Source organism: Neisseria gonorrhoeae, from assembly GCF_003315235.1.
In the GTDB taxonomy this organism is placed as follows: domain Bacteria; phylum Pseudomonadota; class Gammaproteobacteria; order Burkholderiales; family Neisseriaceae; genus Neisseria; species Neisseria gonorrhoeae.
On the sequence record NZ_QNRU01000012.1, the window covers coordinates 20880 to 43938 of the forward strand.

Annotated in this window: 22 protein-coding genes, 1 tRNA gene and 1 pseudogene; 9 read left to right on the forward strand and 15 right to left on the reverse strand. The window is 52.8% G+C overall.

All coding sequences use genetic code 11. The features are described from left to right. Nucleotides 1–92 precede the first annotated feature (92 nt). The 10 genes from DFR77_RS06675 to DFR77_RS13345 all read right to left on the reverse strand — a co-directional run bounded on the left by DFR77_RS06675 (nucleotide 93) and on the right by DFR77_RS13345 (nucleotide 8329). The gene (locus DFR77_RS06675; RefSeq protein WP_003692243.1) at nucleotides 93–866 is read right to left on the reverse strand and encodes a DeoR/GlpR family DNA-binding transcription regulator; all 774 of its coding nucleotides are present in this window, start codon (nucleotides 864–866) and stop codon (nucleotides 93–95) included. A gap of 42 nt (nucleotides 867–908) precedes the next feature. Further along, a complete protein-coding gene (locus DFR77_RS06680) occupies nucleotides 909–1811 on the reverse strand; it encodes a LysO family transporter (protein WP_003689662.1) in 903 nt (300 codons plus the stop codon). A 148-nt stretch (nucleotides 1812–1959) separates the two neighbouring features. Beyond that, nucleotides 1960–2676, reverse strand: coding sequence for a GntR family transcriptional regulator (locus DFR77_RS06685; protein ID WP_003689664.1), 717 nt, complete (start codon nucleotides 2674–2676; stop codon nucleotides 1960–1962). Nucleotides 2677–3196: 520 nt separating this feature from the next. After that, nucleotides 3197–3619 carry an OsmC family protein gene (locus DFR77_RS06695; RefSeq protein ID WP_003689668.1) on the reverse strand — a complete coding sequence of 141 codons (423 nt, stop codon included), beginning with the start codon at nucleotides 3617–3619 and terminating at the stop codon, nucleotides 3197–3199. A gap of 117 nt (nucleotides 3620–3736) precedes the next feature. Continuing rightward, nucleotides 3737–4408 (reverse strand): DUF3108 domain-containing protein, encoded by a 672-nt coding sequence (locus tag DFR77_RS06700; protein WP_003689669.1) that lies wholly within the window; start codon nucleotides 4406–4408, stop codon nucleotides 3737–3739. 15 nt (nucleotides 4409–4423) lie between these two features. After that, nucleotides 4424–5050, reverse strand: a complete 627-nt coding sequence (gene purN / locus DFR77_RS06705) for a phosphoribosylglycinamide formyltransferase (RefSeq protein WP_113852065.1) — start codon at nucleotides 5048–5050, stop codon at nucleotides 4424–4426. A gap of 106 nt (nucleotides 5051–5156) precedes the next feature. Next, nucleotides 5157–5975: an FKBP-type peptidyl-prolyl cis-trans isomerase gene (locus DFR77_RS06710; protein WP_003697530.1), complete on the reverse strand. Its 819-nt coding sequence runs from the start codon at nucleotides 5973–5975 to the stop codon at nucleotides 5157–5159. A gap of 259 nt (nucleotides 5976–6234) precedes the next feature. Next, on the reverse strand, nucleotides 6235–6675 hold the full coding sequence (locus tag DFR77_RS06715) for a DNA polymerase III subunit chi (RefSeq protein ID WP_003706740.1): 441 nt from the start codon (nucleotides 6673–6675) through the stop codon (nucleotides 6235–6237). Nucleotides 6676–6737: 62 nt separating this feature from the next. After that, entirely contained in the window at nucleotides 6738–8144 is a 1407-nt protein-coding gene (locus DFR77_RS06720) for a leucyl aminopeptidase (protein WP_003689678.1), read from the reverse strand. A gap of 2 nt (nucleotides 8145–8146) precedes the next feature. Continuing rightward, complete coding sequence (locus DFR77_RS13345; RefSeq protein WP_003704788.1) at nucleotides 8147–8329, reverse strand: hypothetical protein; 183 nt, start codon at nucleotides 8327–8329, stop codon at nucleotides 8147–8149. Here DFR77_RS13345 and lptF point away from each other — a divergent pair. The 4 genes from lptF to DFR77_RS06740 all read left to right on the forward strand — a co-directional run bounded on the left by lptF (nucleotide 8318) and on the right by DFR77_RS06740 (nucleotide 14537). After that, nucleotides 8318–9433: an LPS export ABC transporter permease LptF gene (gene lptF / locus DFR77_RS06725; protein WP_003689679.1), complete on the forward strand. Its 1116-nt coding sequence runs from the start codon at nucleotides 8318–8320 to the stop codon at nucleotides 9431–9433. The two genes, DFR77_RS13345 and lptF, sit on opposite strands and share 12 nt — an antisense overlap. Beyond that, nucleotides 9430–10500 (forward strand): LPS export ABC transporter permease LptG, encoded by a 1071-nt coding sequence (gene lptG / locus DFR77_RS06730; RefSeq protein ID WP_003689680.1) that lies wholly within the window; start codon nucleotides 9430–9432, stop codon nucleotides 10498–10500. Before lptF ends, lptG begins: the two co-directional genes overlap by 4 nt. A 314-nt stretch (nucleotides 10501–10814) precedes the next feature. Beyond that, nucleotides 10815–13400 (forward strand): bifunctional aconitate hydratase 2/2-methylisocitrate dehydratase, encoded by a 2586-nt coding sequence (acnB, locus tag DFR77_RS06735; RefSeq protein ID WP_003689681.1) that lies wholly within the window; start codon nucleotides 10815–10817, stop codon nucleotides 13398–13400. A 141-nt stretch (nucleotides 13401–13541) separates the two neighbouring features. Continuing rightward, a complete protein-coding gene (locus DFR77_RS06740; RefSeq protein WP_003690657.1) occupies nucleotides 13542–14537 on the forward strand; it encodes an ornithine carbamoyltransferase in 996 nt (331 codons plus the stop codon). A gap of 118 nt (nucleotides 14538–14655) precedes the next feature. Here DFR77_RS06740 and ilvC read toward each other — a convergent pair whose 3' ends face one another. From ilvC to ilvB, 4 genes are all read right to left on the reverse strand, one after another. Beyond that, on the reverse strand, nucleotides 14656–15669 hold the full coding sequence (gene ilvC / locus DFR77_RS06745; protein WP_003689683.1) for a ketol-acid reductoisomerase: 1014 nt from the start codon (nucleotides 15667–15669) through the stop codon (nucleotides 14656–14658). A 79-nt stretch (nucleotides 15670–15748) separates the two neighbouring features. Then, entirely contained in the window at nucleotides 15749–16042 is a 294-nt protein-coding gene (locus tag DFR77_RS06750; protein WP_003689684.1) for a putative quinol monooxygenase, read from the reverse strand. 66 nt (nucleotides 16043–16108) lie between these two features. After that, the gene (gene ilvN, locus DFR77_RS06755) at nucleotides 16109–16600 is read right to left on the reverse strand and encodes an acetolactate synthase small subunit (protein ID WP_002212817.1); all 492 of its coding nucleotides are present in this window, start codon (nucleotides 16598–16600) and stop codon (nucleotides 16109–16111) included. Nucleotides 16601–16610: 10 nt separating this feature from the next. Next, nucleotides 16611–18338, reverse strand: coding sequence for a biosynthetic-type acetolactate synthase large subunit (gene ilvB, locus DFR77_RS06760; RefSeq protein WP_003689687.1), 1728 nt, complete (start codon nucleotides 18336–18338; stop codon nucleotides 16611–16613). Between the two features lie 523 nt (nucleotides 18339–18861). On the opposite strand from ilvB, the pseudogene DFR77_RS13770 reads away from it, so the two are divergent. After that, nucleotides 18862–18975 (forward strand): annotated as a pseudogene (locus tag DFR77_RS13770) (IS5/IS1182 family transposase); the annotation flags it as partial. Between the two features lie 56 nt (nucleotides 18976–19031). Here the strand turns inward: DFR77_RS13770 and DFR77_RS06765 are convergent. After that, nucleotides 19032–19116 (reverse strand) — tRNA-Leu (locus DFR77_RS06765). A gap of 275 nt (nucleotides 19117–19391) precedes the next feature. Between DFR77_RS06765 and DFR77_RS06770 the strand changes: the two genes are divergently transcribed. The 4 genes from DFR77_RS06770 to hisD all read left to right on the forward strand — a co-directional run bounded on the left by DFR77_RS06770 (nucleotide 19392) and on the right by hisD (nucleotide 23054). Beyond that, nucleotides 19392–20045, forward strand: coding sequence for an SCO family protein (locus DFR77_RS06770; RefSeq protein ID WP_003689689.1), 654 nt, complete (start codon nucleotides 19392–19394; stop codon nucleotides 20043–20045). A gap of 78 nt (nucleotides 20046–20123) precedes the next feature. After that, nucleotides 20124–20789 carry an ATP phosphoribosyltransferase gene (gene hisG / locus DFR77_RS06775; RefSeq protein WP_003699227.1) on the forward strand — a complete coding sequence of 222 codons (666 nt, stop codon included), beginning with the start codon at nucleotides 20124–20126 and terminating at the stop codon, nucleotides 20787–20789. 91 nt (nucleotides 20790–20880) lie between these two features. Beyond that, nucleotides 20881–21768, forward strand: coding sequence for an LEM-3-like GIY-YIG domain-containing protein (locus DFR77_RS06780; protein WP_003699225.1), 888 nt, complete (start codon nucleotides 20881–20883; stop codon nucleotides 21766–21768). Further along, nucleotides 21765–23054, forward strand: coding sequence for a histidinol dehydrogenase (hisD, locus tag DFR77_RS06785; protein WP_003689697.1), 1290 nt, complete (start codon nucleotides 21765–21767; stop codon nucleotides 23052–23054). Before DFR77_RS06780 ends, hisD begins: the two co-directional genes overlap by 4 nt. Nucleotides 23055–23059 lie beyond the last annotated feature (5 nt).

Genomic DNA, 23059 nt, shown 5'->3' on the forward strand with positions numbered 1-23059 from the left:
GCTTCAGACGGCATTGGGGCGGTTCCGTATGCCGTCTGAAGCGGTTTGATGATGTGTTTATTGTACCCGACTTGCGCGCTTTGACATAGCGTTCAGACGGCATCGGCAATCAGGCATTCCACCCCCGCCTCTTTCAGCATCTTCTGCATCGCGGTATCAGGCAACCTGTCGGTAAATACTTTGTCAAACGCCGTAATGCCGCCGAGCCTGACCAGCGCGTTGCTGCGGAATTTGCTGTGATCCACGCCGAGAAAACGGACGCGCGCGTTGGCAATCATCGCCTGCATGACGCTGACTTCCTTGTAATCGTAATCCAAAAGCGAACCGTCGCTTTCCACGCCGTGCGTGCTCATCACGGCATAATCGACTTTGAACTGGTTGATAAAGTCGACGGTCGCCACGCCGGTAATACCGCCGTCCAAAGGGCGGACGACGCCGGATGTGATGATGACCGTGTAATCCGTACGTGCCGAAACGACGGAGGCGACGTGGATATTGTTGGTAATAATCCGCAGGCTGCTGCGCCGCTTCACCAGCTCTGATGCCACGGCTTCCATGGTCGTACCGATACTGACGAACAGCGACGAACCGTCGGGGATGTGTTCCGCAATCAGCCGGGCAATGGCGTTTTTTTCGTTTTGACACCGGGTTTGGCGGTCGGCGGGCAGACCCTCCGGCAAGTTTCCGCCCGAAGATGCGCCGCCGTGATGGCGTTTCAGGCTGCCGCCCTCCTCCAACTCGCGGATGTCGCAACGTATCGTCTGCGGGGTAACGTCCAATGCGGCGGCAAGCTCGTCCACCGACATAAACTGATGCCGGCGGACAAGGCTTAAAATCTCTCCATGCCTTTGGATTTTCGGTTTCATCGTTTTTTGCTTCCTTGCATCGGGATGCCGATTTTACCGCGTTCAGCCCAGCGTGGAAAACACCACCATCAGAAACGGGGCGGCGATATTGACCACCACGCCGAAGCTGACCGCTACCGGCACGACTTCCAAACCGCCCGCACCCTGAATTACGGGCAATGTGAAATCCATACTGGTCGCGCCGCCGACCCCCACCGCCGCATCCGGAAAACGCTTCATCAGCAGCGGAATAAATGCCAGTGCAAACAGCTCTCGTGCCAAATCGTTCAGCAGCATGATGCTGCCCCATACCGCCCCGTAAGCCTCGGTCATTACCAAACCCGAGAGGGAATACCAACCGAAGCCGGAAGCCATCGCCAAACCTTTCGTCCACGACACACCATCTGCCGATGCGGCAAACAGCAGCCCGCCTGAAAGAGATGACAATATAAACCAAACCGACAGCCGGATGCCCCGCCGGTTAAGCAAAACCTGCCGCAACGATACGCCGCTACTTTTGAGCTGTACGCCGATGAGGAACACCAGCAGCATCAGGCAGTACATACCCGCGTTTTCAGACGGCATCCAAATATCGCACATCAATTTGCCGGACACAAAACCGATCAGTACGCATCCGAGCTGCCTCACACTGCCCGACACGCCGACCGAAACGCCCTTCCCTTTTCCCCCTATCCGCCACGGGGACAACTTTCCCAACACTGCCAAGGCAAGCAGGTTCGCCCCTACCGTACAAACAAACAGCCACAGAACCGTCAACGCCATATCGCCCAACCGCGAACCCAAATCCTCCACGCGCGACAACGATACGCCGATCAGCAGCAGCACGGCATACACCAAAACCGACAGCACCTTGTCCGAAGCGGGCAGGTAAGGCTTGGGAACACGGATAAAAAATCCGGCAAACATCGGTACCAATACCGAAAACAACGTCATCAGGCTGCTCATCCCCTACCCTCCTTTATTGCCGCATGATATGTGCGGCTTAAAAATTGCCGTCTGAAAATTGCAGATACCCGCATCCATATTTCAGACGGCATCAGGTTCGCCATTAAAAAACCGCCTGAAGGTTCAGGCGGCTTATCCGCTCCGGCATTCAATCTTCCAAAGTCTTTTCCAAACGCTCCATACAGTTGCCCAAATGGCGGCGCAGGATTTTGACCACGCGGTTGCGCCTGCCCGCCAGCAGCAGGTCGAGGATTTCGCGGTGTTCGGAATGCGTATGCGTATTGATGGCGTGTTTTTTCTCACGATGCACGCCCGCCACGGCGACAATCAGGGAAGACCGCGCGCACAGCGTGTTCATAATGTCGAACAGCACATCGTTGCCCACCAGGCGCGCCAGTTCGACGTGGAAGGCATTGGACAGGCGGTTCCAGCCGACGCGGTCGCCCCTGCCGGAGGCCTCTTCTTCGCACCTTATCATCGCATAAAGCGGCTTGAGGCGCGTTTCCAAATCCGGCAGGCCGGCGAGGATGTTCAAAATCATCGTCTCCATTTCGATGCGCGCATTGAACACATCCTGCATTTCTTTCAAATCGGGAACGTGGACGAACGCGCCCCTGTTGGGTTGCAAATCGACAATCTTGTCGTGCGCCAAAAGCGACAGCGCGCCGCGGACGGTGTTGCGCGAACACACCATCTGACGGCAAAGTTCGGATTCGGTCAGCTTTTTGCCGGGCAGCAGCACCTGATCGGTAATGCCGTCCAAAATCAGGGCGTAAACACGGAACAGCTCCGAATCGTGCCGCTCTTCGAGAATCAGGGAAGACGTGGTCGGCGCATGGATAATGTCGTCGTTTTCAAAGTTCATGATGTTTTCCGTATTTTTACGCTTTCAAATTTTTTAAGATGTTTTAAGACGGCTGTGTTTCAAATCGTGTAGGAGAAATTAAAGTATAGTGGATTAAATTTAAATCAGTACAAGGCGACGAAGCCGCAGACAGTACAAATAGTACGGCAAGGCGAGGTAATGCCGTACTGGTTTTTGTTAATCCACTATATTGCACAAATTTATTTTAATTCAATAAATTAATATATGGCTTAAAATAACGGGATTCCCGCCTTCCGCCCGCCCGCAAAATCAGGCGGGCATCATTTTAAAACGCGGCATTTAAAATTTGACCGAAAATTGTTGACAATCCGGAATCAAGCCTGCACAATACCCCGACAAGTCCAAGTATTATAAAGGCTGAATAAAGAGGAAACAGCAGGCAGATATATTCGGGAGGTGCAGTCCGAATATATCTGCTTTTCTATGCGCCTCCGGATTGCCTGCCGCACCTTTCCCCTTCAGACGGCATCAGCCGTTTCCCCATAATGCCGCCCGATGCCTATTTCTCCGCCCCGGCAATTTCAAAACTGTGGGTAATCTTTGCCGCTTTGCCCAACATAATCGAAGCCGAACAGTATTTTTCGGCAGACATCTGAACGGCGCGCTCAATGGCCGATTCTTTCAAATCATGCCCGATTACCTTGAAATGGATGTGGATTTCGGTAAACACGCGCGGCGCATCGTCCGCCCGTTTCGCCGTAACCGTCGCACGGCAGTCAGTCACTTTCTGACGCTGTTTTTCGGCAATCATCACCACATCGATGCTCGAACAGCCCGCCACCCCCAACAGCAGCATTTCCAAAGGGCTGGGCCCGCGCTTGGCCGCGCCTTCTGCCGCCGATCCCTCCATAACGACGCTGTGCCCGCCTTCCGCCGTGCCGACAAAACACATTCCGTCTATCCATTTTGATGTAACCTGCATGGTGTCATTCCCGAAAATAGCGTTAAAACCGCTTTGCATATGGCGTTATTGTAAACAATTTCAAGCGGCTTATACAGAAATATGGACAAAACGGCAAAAAACCGCCTGAAAACCGATTTACGGTTTGGCGGCCTGTCCGTTGATCTGCACCGATTTGAGCTTCAGCGTATAGGTTTTGCCGTCGTCGGTATAGCCGATTTGTGCCGGAATATTGTTCAGGGACGGTGCGAAGAAATACGTTACCGTATCGTCGCCGCGCCGCACCCGATATTTGACGACTTCGGTTTCCACGCCGCCTATGCTGTATTTTCCCGTACCCGCCTTATTCAGGCCGCCGACGGAATAAAGTTTTTTGCCGTTGGTGATTTTCAGACCCGGGGGGAGTTTCGCGTCATTTGCCGCCAACTGCCAGGCAAGCGTGAACAAATCCATAGCCTTGGGGCTTTGCTCGGTTTTGCTCTCGCCCGCTTTGCCGTAGGTTACGCTGCCGTCGGCGAATTTGGCTTCCGCATACAGTTTGCCCCTGCGTATGTCTTTATAGTAGGCAGGGTGCAGGGTATTGCCGACAACCGTACCGCCGGACTCGAAACGGATATTGTATAGCGGCACTTTAATCGTCGAAACGATTTTGTAAGCATTGCCGCTGCGTTCAAATGTCATCGTGGCGGGAATGCCGTAGCTGCCGGAATAGTGCAGCACGGCGGATTGGGGTAGCCTTGCCGCATACGCGCACGGCAGGGCGGCGGACAAAATGGCGGCGGAAAATATATTTTTAAAAGTCTTCATCATTTGCTCCCGCCCGGTTTACGCCGTCAGGAAACGGGCGGCATCGGCGTTTTCCGAATTTCTGACACGGTTTCCCTCGATAATCAGGCGGCCGGCGGCAAAATCGGCAACGGCTTTCGGATAGAGTTTGTGTTCGACAGCCAAAACCCGGGCGGCAACATCGTCTGCCGTATCGCCGTCAAGTATCGGCACAATCCCTTGCGATACAATCTGGCCGCAATCCAGCTCGACCGTAACGAAATGAATCGTACAGCCGGCAACGCGGCAACCTGCTTCCAAAGCGCGTTCGTGCGTATGAAGCCCGGTGAACGAGGGCAGGATGGACGGATGGATGTTCATCAGCCTGCCTTCGTAATGGGCGCAGAACTCAGGGGTCAGAATCCGCATAAAACCTGCCAAAACCACCAAATCGGGTTGATATGCGTCGATTTTTTCCATCATGGCCGTATCGAAGGCAAGTCGTGATTCAAAGTTTTTATGATTCAGGCTCTCGGTCGGGATGCCGCGTTCGGCCGCCCATTGCAAACCGGCAGCCGTTTCGCTGTTGCTCAACACGGCGGCAATGCGGACGTTGGGAATGGCGGCATTGACGATTGCCTGCATATTGCTGCCGCGTCCGGAAATCAGGATGACGATGTTTTTCATAATGGTGCGCTTTTGAAAGGGATGCCGTCTGAACCGCTGTTTGGTGGCTTCAGACGGCATTTGCCGTAAAAATGCCCGAAAACCTGTTTCGGGCATGGATTCGGACTTAATTTACTTTTTTGATGTCGACTTGATCCGGCTGCTTGGCGGGCGCGTTTTCGGGTGCGCCGATTTTGACCAGTTTCACGTCAAATACCAAAGTGGCGTTCGGACCGATTTTTTCGCCCGCACCCTGTTCGCGGTAGGCAAGGTTGGACGGGATGTAGAACGTGGCTTCGCCGCCTTCTTTCAGAAGCCGTACGCCTTCGGTCCAACCCGGAATCACTTGGCTCAAAGGGAAGGTGGCCGGGCCGCCGTTGGCTTTGCTGCTGTCGAATACGGTACCGTCAATCAGGCGGCCTTCGTATTCCACGGTAACGATGTCGTCTTTTGTCGGCTGTTTGCCTTCACCCTGTTTGGTGATTTTGTACTGCAGACCGGAAGCAGTGGTCTTCACGCCGTCTTTGGCGGCATTTTCCTTCAGGAAGGCTTCGCCTTTTTCTTTGTTGGCCTTCGCATCCGCCTTGTGTTTTTCTACGGCTTTAGCCTGCTGCTCCTGCAGGAATTTCATCATCACTTCCTGGGCCTGCTCTTCGGTCATTTTGATTTCTTTGCCGTCATACACTGCCTGCATGGCATCGGTAAAGACTTTCAAATCGATTTCCGCGCCCTGTTCCTTCATTTGTTTCAGGGAGCGTCCGATGTCCACGCCCATCGCATAGCTTGCCTGCTGCATCGTGCCGCCGATTGAAGAGGTGTCGCCCTGCGCGGCAGAAGCGGCGGCAGGTTCGGATGCAGATGCGGGGGCGGCTTCTTTTTTGCCGCAGGCGGAAAGCGCCAAAGCGGCGGAAAGGGTCAGTGCGCTGATTTTGAAAATGGTGTTCATGATGGATCTTCGCTGTCGATAAAGTCGGAAAAACGGGATTATAGCCGAGTTTGAATGTTTCAACACACAGGATGGCACATAAAGCGTCAATCTGTGTGTTGCCCTGTTTTGGAAGGGATTGAACCTTCCAAAATAAGGTTTGATTCTACCGCCCCGAAGGACAGATGTCCAAGTGGCGGGGTTCAACCGATAAGGAAATTTTAATCAAATAGAATCAAGCCTGTTTAAATTTTGTAAATGCGGCATTTCAGACGGCATTTCATGCCTTGCCCTCCATGCCGTGATGTTCGATGGCAAAACCGCTTCGGCGGTAGGCGGTAAAGCGTTCGCGCGCATCGGCGAGATCTTCCAGGCTGTTGCCGACGATTTCCAAAACGCGCGCGGGCAAGACCGAAGCGGTGTTCCAAAAACCGTCGGACAGGTTCAAAACGGCCATGCCTTCGGGAATTCGGGGCAGATTGCCGTCGCAGGCAAGCAGGACGGATGTGTCAGACGGCATGGCTTCTTCCGTTTCCCAAATTTCGTGCGGAATAAAACTCTCGGCCTCGTATTGCCAAAGCATTTTGTCCAATTCCTGAAGCCGCCCGAACGAGTCGGACCACACCAGTATCCTGCCGCCGTCTCGGATAGCGCGCGCAATCAACCGACAGGTAAAAAGGGGGATTTGGTCAACATGGGTATAAAAGGTAACTTTCGGCATATTGTTTGAGCATTTGACAGGATGATGCCGTCTGAAAAGCTTCAGACGGCATTGTGGCAAAATTAAAGATTCCGCAGATAGTTCATCAGCAGCGGTACGGGGCGGCCGGTCGCACCTTTTTCCGCTCCGGATTTCCACGCCGTACCCGCGATGTCAAGGTGCGCCCACGGGTAGCCTTCGGTGAAATAGGACAGGAATGTTGCGGCGGTAATCGTGCCCGCGCCGGGCGTGCCGATATTGGGGATGTCGGCAAAGTTGGATTTGAGCTGGTCTTTGTAGGTTTCAAAGAGCGGCAGTTGCCACGCTTTGTCGTCCACGTTGTAGGAAGCGGCAAGCAGGCTGTCGATCAAATCCTGATTATTGCCCATCACGCCGCTGACATCGTGCCCCAAGGCGACGATGCACGCGCCGGTCAGGGTGGCGACATCGATGACGGCTTTGGGTTTGAACTGCTCGGCGTAAGTGAGCGCGTCGCACAAAATCAGACGGCCTTCGGCATCGGTGTTCAACACTTCAATCGTCAGCCCTTTCATACTTTTCACAACATCGCCCGGTTTGTTGGCTGCACCGGAAGGCATGTTTTCACAAGTGGCGACGATGGCAATCAGATTGATCGGCAGTTGCAGTTTGACGGCGGCGCAGAAGGTACTGATGACGGTTGCCGCGCCGCACATGTCAAACTTCATTTCGTCCATGTTCAGGCCGGGTTTGAGGGAAATGCCGCCGGTGTCGAAGGTAATGCCTTTGCCGACCAATACCACAGGCGCGGCTTCTTTGTCGGCCGCACCGAAATAGCTCAGTTCAACCAAATATGGGTCTTCGACGCTGCCTTTGGCAACCGACCAAAACGAACCCATGTTTTCTTTGATGTAGTCTTTTTCGATGATTTTGGCGTGCGCGCCCAGTTTCTCGGCTTCGGCTTTGGCGGTACGTGCGAGGAACTCAGGCGTGCATTCGTTCGGTGCGGCATTGCCTAAGTCGCGGCAGAGGCTTTGTCCGTAAACTTGTGCTTCGGCAACGCGCAGGGCTTCTTTGACGGCGGCTTCGTGTGCGCTGTGGAACACGGCTTGCGAAAATTTGGCGGGCTTGGCTTCTTTTTTGTAGCGGTCGAAACGATATGCAGCGTTGCCGAACGCGATGGCAAAAGCTTCGGCAACGGCTGCTGCTTGCGCCTCATCAAAGGCGTGAACGTCCACATTGACCGTTTCTTGATTTTGCGCCCATTTGGCGGCTTCGGCGGCGGCTTTGTTCAGCGCGGCGCGGTCGGTTTTTTCGAGGCGGACGACGGCGACTGCCTGCAAACCGTTGTCCGTCGGGATTTTGGTGTCGGAAAAATTCTGACCCTCTTCCAAAGCAGAGAAGAGCGCATGTGCGGCGGTGTTGTGCTCGGGTGCTTTGTCGGCACAGACAAATAACTGCGCGCCTGCCTGCTGTTCCTGCAAGATTTCGGTTTTTGTGCTAAATTCCACGTTTATTCTCCTGATTGAGACGGTTGTCGGTAGTTTTCAGACGGCCTTTCGCTCAAAAGACCGTCTGAAGACGGCTGGCACGATTGTACCCCATTTTTTGAAGCACCGTCTGAAACCTTGCGCGGACAATCCGCCTGCGCCGAACCGCTTACCGCCCCCCTGACCGCGATTTTATGATTTATCAAAGAAACCTCATCAAAGAACTCTCTTTTACCGCCGTCGGCATTTTCGTCGTCCTCTTGGCGGTGTTGGTGTCCACGCAGGCGATCAACCTGCTTGGCCGCGCAGCTGACGGGCGTGTCGCCATCGATGCCGTGTTGGCCTTAGTCGGCTTCTGGGTCATCGGTATGACCCCGCTTTTGCTGGTGTTGACCGCATTCATCAGCACGCTGACCGTATTGACCCGCTACTGGCGCGACAGCGAAATGTCGGTCTGGCTATCCTGCGGATTGGCGTTGAAACAGTGGATACGCCCCGTCATGCAGTTTGCCGTGCCGTTTGCCATCCTGATTGCCGTCATGCAGCTTTGGGTGATACCGTGGGCGGAACTGCGCAACCGCGAATATGCCGAAATTTTGAAGCAGAAGCAGGAATTGTCTTTGGTGGAAGCCGGCGAGTTCAATAACTTGGGCAAGCGCAACGGCAGGGTTTATTTCGTCGAAACCTTTGACACCGAATCCGGCATCATGAAAAACCTGTTCCTGCGCGAACAGGACAAAAACGGCGGCGACAACATCATCTTCGCCAAAGAAGGTAACTTCTCGCTGAACGACAACAAACGCACGCTCGAATTGCGCCACGGCTACCGTTACAGCGGCACGCCCGGACGCGCCGACTACAATCAGGTTTCCTTCCAAAAACTCAACCTGATTATCAGCACCACGCCCAAACTTATCGACCCCGTTTCCCACCGCCGCACCATTTCGACCGCCCAACTGATTGGCAGCAGCAATCCGCAACATCAGGCAGAATTGATGTGGCGCATCTCGCTGACCGTCAGCGTCCTCCTGCTCTGCCTACTCGCCGTGCCGCTTTCCTATTTCAACCCGCGCAGCGGACATACCTACAATATCTTGATTGCCATCGGTTTGTTTTTAATTTACCAAAACGGGCTGACCCTGCTTTTTGAAGCCGTGGAAGACGGCAAAATCCATTTTTGGCTCGGACTGCTGCCTATGCACATCATCATGTTCGTCATCGCAATCGTACTTCTGCGCGTCCGCAGTATGCCCAGCCAGCCCTTCTGGCAGGCGGTTGGCAAAAGTCTGACATTGAAAGGCGGAAAATGAACCTGATTTCACGTTACATCATCCGCCAAATGGCGGTTATGGCGGTTTACGCGCTCCTTGCCTTCCTCGCTTTGTACAGCTTTTTTGAAATCCTGTACGAAACCGGCAACCTCGGCAAAGGCAGTTACGGCATATGGGAAATGCTGGGCTACACCGCCCTCAAAATGCCCGCCCGCGCCTACGAACTCATGCCCCTCGCCGTCCTCATCGGCGGACTGGCCTCTCTCAGCCAGCTTGCCGCCGGCAGCGAACTGGCCGTCATCAAAGCCAGCGGCATGAGCACCAAAAAGCTGCTGTTGATTCTGTCTCAGTTCGGTTTTATTTTTGCTATTGCCGCCGTCGCGCTCGGCGAATGGGTTGCGCCCACGCTGAGCCAAAAAGCCGAAAACATCAAAGCCGCCGCCATTAACGGCAAAATCAGCACCGGCCATACCGGCCTTTGGCTGAAAGAAAAAAACAGCATTATCAATGTGCGCGGAATGTTGCCCGACCATACGCTTTTGGGCATCAAAATTTGGGCGCGCAACGATAAAAACGAATTGGCAGAGGCAGTGGAAGCCGATTCCGCCGTTTTGAACAGCGACGGCAGCTGGCAGTTGAAAAACATCCGCCGCAGCATCATGGGTACAGACAAAATCGAAACATCCGCCGCCGCCGAAGAAACTTGGCCGATTGCCGTCAGACGCAACCTGATGGACGTATTGCTCGTCAAGCCCGACCAAATGTCCGTCGGCGAGCTGACCACCTACATCCGCCACCTCCAAAACAACAGCCAAAACACCCAAATCTACGCCATCGCATGGTGGCGTAAACTCGTTTACCCCGTCGCCGCATGGGTCATGGCGCTCGTTGCCTTCGCCTTTACGCCGCAAACCACGCGCCACGGCAATATGGGCTTAAAACTCTTCGGCGGCATCTGTCTCGGATTGCTGTTCCACCTTGCCGGCAGGCTCTTCGGGTTTACCAGCCAACTCTACGGCACCCCACCCTTCCTCGCCGGCGCACTGCCTACCATAGCCTTCGCCTTGCTCGCTGTTTGGCTGATACGCAAACAGGAAAAACGTTGAACAAATGCCGTCCGAACCTCTCTTCAGACGGCATTTGTTTTCATTGACACATTCCCGCAGACATATAGCCGTTCCCTATTATAGTGGATTAAATTTAAACCGGTACGGCGTTGCCTCGCCTTGCCGTACTATTTGTACTGTCTGCGGCTTCGCCGCCTTGTCCTGATTTAAATTTAATCCACTATACATTACCTGTCATAACAGTTCCATTTTTGTTAAAACTAGTCTATGATAGCGGTACAAATGTTGTTTACAATATTTAACGCAGATCATTTGCAACCCGACAAAAGAAAAACGGAAAAAGGAACAAAGAGATGTTAGAAGCCTATCGTAAAGCCGCCGCCGAGCGCGCCGCCCTCGGCATTCCCGCCCTCCCTTTGAATGCGCAGCAAACCGCCGATTTGGTTGAGCTGCTGAAAAACCCGCCCGCAGGCGAAGGCGAGTTCTTGGTCGAGCTGCTTGCCCACCGTGTTCCGCCCGGTGTGGACGATGCCGCCAAAGTCAAAGCCTCATTCCTGGCTGCCGTTGCCGAAGGCAGCGCATCCAGCCCGCTGGTTTCCCCCAAATATGCGACCGAACTCTTAGGTACGATGCTCGGCGGTTACAATATCCACGCCTTAATCGAACTCTTGGACGACGACAAACTCGCGCCCATTGCCGCCAAAGGCTTGAAACATACGCTTCTGATGTTCGATTCCTTCCACGACGTTCAGGAAAAAGCCGAAAAAGGCAACAAATACGCGCAGGAAGTTTTGCAATCTTGGGCAGATGCCGAATGGTTCGCCTCCCGTGCCAAAGTTCCCGAAAAAATCACCGTTACCGTCTTCAAAGTTGACGGCGAAACCAATACAGACGACCTCTCTCCCGCGCCCGACGCGTGGAGTCGTCCCGATATTCCGCTGCACGCGCTGGCCATGCTGAAAAACCCGCGCGACGGCATCACGCCCGACAAACCGGGCGAAGTCGGTCCGATTAAATTGTTGGAAGAACTCAAAGCCAAAGGCCATCCGGTTGCCTACGTCGGTGACGTGGTCGGTACCGGTTCTTCACGCAAATCCGCGACCAACTCCGTCATTTGGCATACCGGCGAAGACATCCCGTTCGTGCCGAACAAACGCTTCGGCGGCGTGTGCTTGGGCGGTAAAATCGCGCCGATTTTCTTCAACACTCAAGAAGACTCCGGCGCGCTGCCGATTGAAGTCGATGTTTCCGCGCTGAAAATGGGCGATGTCGTCAATATCCTTCCTTATGAAGGTAAAATCGTGAAAAACGGCGAGACTGTTGCCGAGTTTGAATTGAAATCACAAGTATTGCTGGACGAAGTGCAAGCCGGCGGCCGTATCAACCTGATTATCGGTCGCGGTCTGACCGCCAAAGCGCGCGAAGCCCTGAAACTGCCTGCCTCTACTGCATTCCGCCTGCCGCAAGCGCCTGCCGAAAGCAAAGTCGGTTTCACCTTGGCGCAAAAAATGGTCGGTCGCGCCTGCGGTCTGCCCGAAGGACAAGGCGTGCGTCCGGGTACTTACTGCGAACCGCGCATGACGACGGTCGGCTCGCAAGATACGACCGGGCCGATGACCCGCGACGAGTTGAAAGACTTGGCTTGTTTGGGCTTCTCCGCCGATATGGTGATGCAGTCTTTCTGCCACACCGCTGCCTATCCGAAACCTGTCGATGTAAAAACCCATAAAGAACTGCCCGCCTTTATTTCTACCCGTGGCGGCGTGTCCCTGCGTCCGGGCGACGGCGTCATCCACTCGTGGCTCAACCGCCTGCTGTTGCCTGATACAGTCGGTACAGGCGGCGACAGCCACACCCGTTTCCCCATCGGTATTTCCTTCCCCGCAGGTTCAGGCTTGGTCGCTTTTGCCGCCGCAACGGGCGTAATACCGCTCGATATGCCCGAGTCCGTATTGGTACGTTTCAGCGGCAAGCTGCAACCGGGCGTAACCCTGCGCGATTTGGTGAACGCCATCCCGCTTTACGCGATTAAACAAGGTTTGCTGACCGTTGCCAAAGCCGGTAAGAAAAACATCTTCTCCGGCCGCATCCTCGAAATCGAAGGCCTGCCCGATTTGAAAGTGGAACAAGCCTTTGAATTGACCGACGCATCCGCCGAACGCTCCGCCGCCGGCTGTACCGTGAAGCTCAATAAAGAGCCGATTATCGAGTACATGAAATCCAACGTCGTGTTGATGAAAAATATGATTGCCAACGGCTATCAAGATCCGCGCGCTTTGGAACGCCGCATCAAAGCTATGGAAAAATGGCTGGCAAATCCCGAGTTGCTCGAAGCGGATAAAGATGCCGAATACGCCGCCGTGATTGAAATCAACATGGACGACATCAAAGAGCCGATTATCGCCTGCCCGAACGACCCGGACGACGTATGCTTTATGTCCGAACGCTCCGGCACCAAAATCGACGAAGTGTTCATCGGTTCTTGTATGACCAACATCGGCCACTTCCGCGCCGCCTCCAAACTTTTGGAAGGCAAGAGCGACATCCCCGTCCGCCTGTGGGTAGCGCCGCCGACCAAAATGGACGCGAAAGAGTTGTCCGACGAAGGTCACTACGGCGTACTCGGCCGCGCCGGCGCGCGTATGGAAATGCCGGGCTGTTCGTTGTGTATGGGTAACCAAGCCCAAGTACGCGAAGGTGCAACTGTCATGTCCACTTCGACCCGCAACTTCCCGAACCGCTTGGGTAAAAACACCTTCGTTTACCTCGGCTCGGCAGAGTTGGCGGCGATTTGCTCCAAACTGGGTAAAATCCCGACCGTTGAAGAATATCAAGCCAATATCGGCATCATCAACGAACAGGGCGATAAAATCTACCGCTATATGAACTTCAACGAAATCGACAGCTACAACGAAGTAGCCGAGACCGTGAATGTTTGATCCCCGTCATCCGTATGGAGTAAGGGATTGACCGCAATGCCGTCTGAACAACCTTCAGACGGCATTGCAACATTCCGCTAACCCTTCTTTCCGCAAACGCTGCAAATACGGCGTTCACGCCCCCACATAAAGGAAACGACAGTGAACCTGAAAAACCGCCATTTTCTGAAACTTTTGGACTTCACGCCGGAAGAAATCACCGCCTACCTCGACCTTGCCGCCGAGTTGAAAGACGCCAAAAAGGCAGGGCGCGAGATTCAGCGGATGAAAGGGAAAAACATCGCCCTGATTTTTGAAAAAACATCCACGCGCACACGCTGTGCGTTTGAAGTCGCCGCACGCGACCAAGGCGCGGATGCAACCTATCTGGAACCGTCCGCCAGCCAAATCGGGCACAAAGAAAGCATCAAAGACACGGCGCGCGTCTTAGGCAGAATGTACGATGCCATCGAATATCGCGGCTTCGCTCAGGAAACTGTCGAAGAATTGGCAAAATATGCGGGCGTACCCGTGTTCAACGGGCTGACCAACGAGTTCCATCCCACACAAATGCTTGCCGACGCACTGACTATGCGCGAACACAGCGGCAAACCTTTGAACCAAACCGCGTTTGCCTACGTCGGCGACGCGCGTTACAACATGGGCAATTCCCTGCTGATTTTAGGGGCAAAATTGGGGATGGACGTGCGTATCGGCGCACCTCAAAGCCTGTGGCCGTCTGAAGGCATTATCGCCGCCGCACACGCCGCCGCCAAAGAAACCGGTGCAAAAATTACCCTGACCGAAAACGCGCATGAAGCCGTCAAAGGTGTCGGTTTCATTCATACTGACGTATGGGTCAGCATGGGCGAGCCGAAAGAAGTCTGGCAGGAACGCATCGATTTGCTGAAAGATTACCGCGTTACGCCCGAACTGATGGCGGCATCGGGCAATCCGCAAGTCAAATTCATGCACTGCCTGCCCGCCTTCCACAACCGCGAAACCAAAGTCGGCGAATGGATTTACGAAACCTTCGGGCTGAACGGTGTGGAAGTTACAGAAGAAGTATTCGAAAGTCCGGCCGGCATCGTGTTCGATCAGGCGGAAAACCGTATGCACACGATTAAAGCGGTAATGGTCGCGGCTCTGGGCGACTGACAGAACTGTGCCTGTTTAAATTCATCCGCAACACAGATACCGTCCGAACACGATGTTCAGACGGTATCCATATAACAAACTGCCTACACGATGTGTAGGCAGTCCCGTTTGAAAACAATCAGTTTTTGTCTTGGTCAACCAATTTGTTGGCCGTAATCCAAGGCATCATGGCACGCAGTCGTGCGCCGACTTTTTCAACTTGGTGGTCGGCATTCAAACGGCGGCGGGCAGTCATAGACGCGTAGTTGACATTACCCTCTTGGATAAACATTTTTGCGTATTCGCCGGTTTGGATGCGTTTCAGGGCATTGCGCATGGCTTCTTTGCTGGAAGCATTGACCACTTCAGGGCCGGTAACGTATTCGCCGTACTCCGCATTGTTGGAAATGGAGTAGTTCATATTGGCAATACCGCCTTCGAAAATCAGGTCAACGATCAGTTTCATTTCGTGCAGGCATTCGAAGTAAGCCATTTCAGGCGCGTAACCGGCTTCGGTCAGGGTTTCAAAACCTGCTTTGATCAACTCGGCCACGCCACCGCACAATACGGCTTGTTCGCCGAACAGATCGGTTTCGGTTTCTTCGCGGAAAGTGGTTTCAATCACACCGCCTTTGGTGCCGCCGTTGGCAGCCGCATAAGACAGGGCGATGTCTTTGGCCTTGCCGGAATTGTCTTGGTAAACGGCAATCAGAGAAGGCACGCCGCCGCCGCGTTTGTATTCACTGCGTACGGTATGACCCGGACCTTTGGGGGCAACCATAATCACGTCCAAGTCGGCACGCGGAACGATTTGGTTGTAGTGCACGTTGAAGCCGTGTGCAAATGCCAGCGTCGCGCCTTCTTTCAAATTGGCTGCAACTTCGGCGTGATAGACGGCAGGCATGGTTTCGTCAGGCAGCAGCAGCATAACGACATCGGCTTCTTTGGTCGCTTCAGCAACGGTTTTAACAACATGGCCGGCTGCTTCGGCTTTTTTCCAAGAAGAGCCGTGGCGCAGACCGATCACCACGTTTACACCCGAATCTTTCAGGTTGGCAGCATGGGCATGACCTTGCGAACCGTAACCGATGATGGCAACGGTTTTGCCTTTGATCAGGGACAGATCGGCATCTTTATCGTAATAGACTTGCATTTGATTTCCTTTAAGGTAAATGGTTGTCGAAGCCTTAAAATGTTGAGCGGCTTCGGACGGGTTAAACAGAGTGTGCCGCTTAAACGGCAACTTCATTCATCAATACGATTTCCAACGCTTCGGTTTTGCCGTCGACGGACTGGACGAAGGCTTGGAAATGCGCGCTGGCATTATGTTCGTCAATAGCTGCTTGGGATTTCCAATTTTCCACGAAAACAAAACGGTTCGGTTTGCCGATTTCCTGATGGAGATTGTAGCTGATGTTGCCCTCTTCCGCACGGCTGGCTTTGACCAGTTCTTTAAACTGTGCTGCCAGTGTTTCCGTGTATTCCGGTTTGACGGTAACCAGTGCGACAATTTTAATGTTCGACATAAATCTCTCCTGCCGTTCGTTTTTCAGACGGCATTCAAATACCATGCCGTCTGAAAGGTTACGGCGTTAAATTTTCAAAATACGCTCACCGCGACCGATGCCGGCCGCACCTGTACGTACGGTTTCCAAAATTTGGGCGCGTCCGACCGTTTCCAAAAAGGAATCCAGCTTGTCGGTCGAGCCGGTAATTTCAATCGTATAGCTGCGGTCGGTTACGTCGATGATGCTGCCCCGGTAGATTTCGGTCAAGCGTAAAAATTCGTCGCGGTCTTTGCCGGCGGCACGGACTTTTACCAACATCAGTTCGCGTTCGACAAAACGGCTTTCGTTCAAATCGACCACTTTAATCACTTCAATCAATTTATTGAGTTGCTTGGTGATTTGTTCGATAACCTGCTCGTCGCCGTGGGTAACGATGGTCATCCGTGACAGGGTTTTGTCTTCGGTCGGCGCAACCGCCAAAGAATCGATATTGTAATCGCGTGCAGAGAACAAACCGACCACGCGGCTCATCGCACCTGATTCGTTTTCGATCAGAACAGATAAGATATGTCGCATTTGCCTCTCCTTACGCCTTTCCGTCCGTACGCATATGCGGCGGAAGTACCATTTCGTCCAAACCTTTGCCGTTGCCGACCATAGGCATCACATTCTGTTTCTGGTCGGTCAGGAAGTCGATAAACACCAGCCTGTCTTTTTGGTTCAATGCTTCCAACAAGGCACCTTCCACATCAGATTTCTTGTCCACGCGGATGCCGATATGGCCGTATGCCTCGGCAAGTTTGACGAAATCGGGCAAAGAATCGAAATAGGTTTCCGACTCTCGACCGCCGTAATATATTTCCTGCCACTGGCGTACCATACCCAGATAACCGTTGTTCAGCGTAATGACGTTAACCGGAATCCGATATTGGAAACAGGTGGACAACTCTTGGATGTTCATCTGGATCGAGCCGTCGCCGGTAATACAGAATACGTCTTGATCCGGGGCGGCAAGTTTTGCACCAATCGCATAAGGCAGACCCACGCCCATCGTACCCAAACCGCCGGAGTTGAGCCATTGGCGCGGACGTTCGAAAGGATAATATTGAGCCGCAAACATTTGATGCTGCCCTACATCCGATGTGATGATTGCCGAATTGCCGGTAATCTCGGCAAGCTTCTGAATCACATATTGGGGCTTGATAATTTCGCTGCCGTTGTCAAACCACAAGCAATCGCGGGAACGCCATTCCTCTATGGTTTTCCACCATTTGCCCAAAGCATCTTCAGACGGCACGGACTCTTGTTTTTGCCACAGCGCAACCATCTCGGACAAAATGTTTTTCACGTCGCCGACAATCGGAATGTCCGCCTTCACGCGTTTGGCGATGCTGGAAGGATCGACATCGATATGGATAACCTTCTTCGCCTTCTCGAAAAATTTGGACGGTACGGAAACCACACGGTCGTCAAAACGCGCACCTACGGCAAGAACGACATCCGCATTCTGCATGGCAAGGTTTGCCTCGTAAGTACCGTGCATACCGAGCATACCGAGGAATTGGCGGTCGCCGGAAGGATAAGCGCCCAAGCCCATCAGCGTACCCGTGCACGGAGCACCCGTCATTCGGACAAATCGGGTCAGCTCTTCAGAAGCATTACCCAACACCACGCCGCCGCCAAAATAGACGACCGGGCGTTTGGCAGATGCCAACATCTGCACGGCCTTTTTAATCTGACCGATATGCCCTTGAACAACCGGTTGATACGAACGGATAAAAATGTCTTCCTGAGGATAGCTGAATTTCGCCATCGCCTGCGTAACATCTTTCGGGACATCAAGCACCACGGGCCCCGGTCGGCCGCTTGCGGCAATTTGGAACGCCTTTTTAATGGTTTCCACCAACTCATTGATGTCCGTAACCAAGAAATTGTGTTTGACGCACGGACGGGTAATACCCACCGTATCAACTTCTTGGAACGCATCCGTACCAATCAGGGAATTGCCTACCTGTCCGCTGATGACCACCATCGGAATCGAATCCGTATAGGCAGTAGCAATACCGGTCAGCGCATTGGTAACGCCCGGGCCGGATGTAACCAATGCCACGCCCACCTTACCGCTGACGCGCGCATACGCATCTGCCGCGTGTACTGCCGCCTGCTCATGGCGGGTAAGAATGTGTTTGAATTTATTGAGTTGGAACAGGGCATCGTAGATTTCGATAACCGCACCGCCGGGATAACCGAAAACGTACTCGACGCCTTCGGCTTTGAGACTCTGCACTATGATTTGCGCGCCTGATAACTGCATAACGACCTCTTTTATACGGTTTCAAACCAATAGGGACAAACCGCTTTGCCACAGCACCTGTAATGCAATTCCACCAAGCAGCGATTTAGGGTACGCGCATTGGGGGAACACGGCAACAGACAGATTATCCAATCAATTGGAAAGGAACACAGAGTTTGTGAAAAAGAGTAAAAACGATAACGCAAACCGACAGTTCAATCAAGAAAAATCTTTCATCTTTTAATATTTTTTGAAAGCGGAGAAATTTTTTTGAAAGCGGAGAAATTATTGATTGATTTTAAAAGAATAAAATCAGGAGTACCTTTTTTGAAAGATGGAAATTGTTGACAGTTTGCATGGGGGCAGATGTGAAAGTATCAAGAATTTTAAAATTTACAGGGTTTCACTCGGGATATTGATTGAACTTGATTTTATTTTTGATATATCAAAAATATTCCCAACCATACTTCCTGAAAATGGCTCATTGCACCGGACGGCATTGACAGAACCAAGAGGGCTAACAACGACTTAAATATATTGATTGTATAGTGGATTAAATTTAAATCAGGACAAAACGACGAAGCCGCAGACAGTACAGATGGTACGGCAAGGCGAGGCAACGCCGTACCGGTTTAAATTTAATCCACTATATTTAGTCTTATCTATTTCATTAAACAGCAATAGACAAAAAAATAACCGCTCCAAAAGCGGTTGTGGTGCCCAGGGTCGGACTCGAACCGACACACCTTGCGGCGGGGGATTTTGAGTCCCCTGCGTCTACCAATTTCGCCACCTGGGCTGGTGAAGAAATTGCCATTATAATGGATTTTGAGATTCTGTAAACCTTTTTTTGAAATTATTTTATCTGTTTTTATTTTGTTTTTGATTTTAAATAGAATTTTTATTATTTTAATCTTACTGTTCTTTCCGCTCCAAAGATTCTGTATGATTCGGCAATTCCTGCCGTACGGACAACGTAAAAAAATACTACATTAAATCTGCCAAACGCGTTAAGATGGAAATATTCAAATTCCGTACGAATCAGGTTTTTCTATTTATTCTTGGGAGATTGTCATGTTTTCCGTACCGCGTTCCTTTTTGCCGGGCGTTTTCGTACTTGCCGCGCTTGCCGCCTGCAAACCTCAAGACAACAGTGCGGCGCAAGCCGCTTCTTCAAGTGCATCCGCGCCGGCTGCGGAAAATGCGGCAAAGCCGCAAACGCGCGGTACGGATATGCGTAAGGAAGACATCGGCGGCGATTTCACGCTGACCGACGGCGAAGGCAAGCCTTTCAGCCTGAGCGATTTGAAAGGCAAGGTCGTGATTCTGTCTTTCGGCTTTACGCACTGTCCCGATGTCTGCCCGACAGAGCTTTTGACGTACAGCGACACTTTGAAGCAGTTGGGCGGGCAGGCTAAGGACGTGAAAGTGGTGTTCGTCAGCATCGATCCGGAACGCGACACGCCTGAAATCATCGGCAAGTATGCCAAACAGTTCAATCCGGACTTTATCGGTCTGACGGCAACGGGCGGTCAAAACCTGCCGGTCATCAAGCAGCAATACCGCGTGGTTTCTGCCAAAATCAATCAAAAAGACGACAGCGAAAACTATTTGGTCGACCACTCTTCCGGTGCGTATCTTATCGATAAAAACGGTGAGGTTGCCATTTTCTCGCCTTACGGAAGCGAGCCGGAAACGATTGCTGCCGATGTAAGGACCCTGCTCTGATAAAACCGTATGCCGTCTGCACCGCCGGTGCCTGTTCAGACGGCATTATTGTTTCAACCGACAAAGGACATCCACACCATGCAGGATAATGCTTTGACCATCGCCTTATCCAAAGGGCGCATTTTTGAGGAGACGCTGCCGCTGCTTGCCGCTGCCGGCATTGCTCCGACTGAAGAGCCCGAAAAATCGCGCAAGCTGATTATCGGGACGAACCATGAAAACATCCGCCTTGTCATTGTCCGCGCAACCGATGTGCCGACTTATGTCCGCTACGGCGCGGCGGACTTCGGCATTGCGGGCAAAGACGTGCTGATCGAACACGGCGGCACGGGGCTTTACCGACCTTTGGATTTGGAGATTGCCAAGTGCCGCATGATGGTTGCTGTGCGTAAAGGGTTTGATTACGAAGCCGCTTCGCAACCCGGATGCCGTCTGAAGATTGCCACGAAGTATCCTGAAATCGCGGCATCTCATTTTGCCGGCAAGGGTGTCCATGTGGACATTATCAAACTGTACGGCTCGATGGAACTTGCGCCGCTGGTCGGCTTGAGCGATGCGATTGTGGACTTGGTTTCGACGGGAAACACCTTGAAGGCAAACGGCTTGGAGGCAGTCGAACACATCGTCGACATTTCCAGCTACCTGGTGGTCAACAAGGCTGCTTTGAAAACGAAATACGCGCTGCTGAAGCCGATTATTCAGTCGTTCGGCGGCGCAGTGAAGGCGAAGTGGGCATTCATTTGAATAAAGATGCGTTTTCAGACGACCCTATCCGTTCCCGCCGACAGGCCGTCTGAAAATATCACCGGCAGTAAACTGTATAGGAGAAGTTAAAATGGTTGCAAAAATAAAAAAATTCTCAGATTCGACCCTTTCCGTTTTGAATAACGGCGAGCGTCGGTTTTATGTCTATTGTCTGACCGACCTGAAAAAAGACAAAATCCTCTACATCGGAAAAGGTTGCGGTAATCGTATCTTCGAGCATGAATGGGTTGCTAGTCGTTCACAAGACCCAGTCTCCGGCGAGGTTATCGATCGGAAACTCAAAGCCATCTCCAAATGCAAGAAACTCGGTCGCTATATCATCAGCTATCATCTGACTGAAGTCGAAGCGCTCGCCGCCGAATCTGCCTTAATTCATTTTGTTAAATCTGTCTTGGGTAAAAAACTCAAAAATAAAATTGCCGGGCATGGTCCGGGTGGTATTAGCGTAGAAGAACTAGATCGCCGCTTTGGATTCTCTTCTCTCCCACTTAGCGAGATTAACCCCGACGGGCTGATTCTCGCCATCAAAATCCACAATGCTTTCGATTTAGATACTGACGAAGAATTAGACTACCTTTTCGACAACCAAGACGATGCCAACCTCAAATCGCGTACGTTGGGCAACTGGGTTATCGGTAAAGATGTTGCTTCAAAAGTGAAATACGTTATCGGCGTTCACACCGGTCTGCAAAACGCTGTTGTCAGTGCGTACGAAGTGGACGGTTTTGAAACAATGACTGAGGAAACCAAAAACGGCAGAAAACAAACCCGTTACCGTTTCCGTACTACCTCTCGTAGCGAAGAGGTATTAGCCAAACTCGGTCTGCAACAAAAATGCCTGCCCGAATTGAAGTTTGGTAGCGGGGGAGGAAAAGCGTATATCAGACCCAAAACCGAGCAAGAGACGCTTCAGACGATCCCAAGTCCCAAAATAACAAAGGAGAATCCCAAATCATGAAAAAACTCAACACCCAATCGCCCGATTTCCAAGCCGGACTCAAAGCCCTGCTGGCTTTTGAAACCGCGCAAAACCCCGAAACCGAACGCATCGTCGCCGACATTTGCGCCGACGTGCAAAAGCGCGGCGATGCGGCTTTGATTGAATACACCAACAAATTCGATCAGACAAACGCTAAAAGCATCGATGATTTAATACTCACGCAAGCCGATTTGAACGCGGCGTTCGAGCGCATTCCGAACGACGTTCAGACAGCATTGCAGACCGCCGCCCGCCGTGTCGAAAGCTACCACCAACGCCAAAAAATGGAATCGTGGAGCTACACCGATGAAGACGGCACGCTGCTGGGGCAACAGATTACCCCGCTTGACCGCGTCGGCATTTACGTCCCAGGCGGCAAGGCGGCATATCCGAGTTCCGTCATCATGAACGCGATGCCCGCCCACGTCGCAGGCGTGAAAGAAATCATTATGGTCGTACCGACACCGAAAGGCGAACGCAACGACATCGTGCTTGCCGCCGCATACGTCGCCGGCGTAACCAAAGTCTTCACCGTCGGCGGCGCGCAAGCCATCGCCGCCCTCGCCTACGGCACGGAAACCATCCCCCAAGTCGATAAAATCACCGGTCCGGGCAACGCCTTCGTCGCCGCCGCCAAACGCCGCGTGTTCGGCGTGGTCGGCATCGACATGGTGGCGGGGCCGTCTGAAATACTGGTCATCGCCGACGGCACGACACCCGCCGATTGGGTGGCGATGGATTTGTTCAGCCAGGCCGAACACGACGAAATTGCCCAAGCCATCCTCATCGGCACGTCGCAAGCGTATCTCGACGAAGTAGAAGCCGCTATGGACAGGCTCATCGAAACCATGCCGCGCCGCGACATCATCGAGGCCTCGCTCGGCAACAGGGGCGCGATGATACTCGTTAAAGACTTGAACGAAGCCTGCGAAATCTCCAACTACATTTCCCCCGAACACTTGGAACTGTCAGTCGAAAACCCGCAGGAATGGGCGAAAAAAATCCGCCATGCCGGCGCGATTTTCATGGGACGCTACACCGGCGAAAGCCTCGGCGACTACTGCGCCGGCCCGAACCATGTGTTGCCCACCAGCCGAACCGCCCGCTTTTCCTCGCCTTTGGGGACATATGATTTCCAAAAACGCTCCAGCCTGATTCAGGTTTCGGAACAGGGCGCGCAAAAATTAGGCGAAACCGCCAGCGTGCTGGCACACGGCGAAAGCCTGACCGCCCACGCACGCGCGGCAGAGTTCCGTATGAAATAATGCCG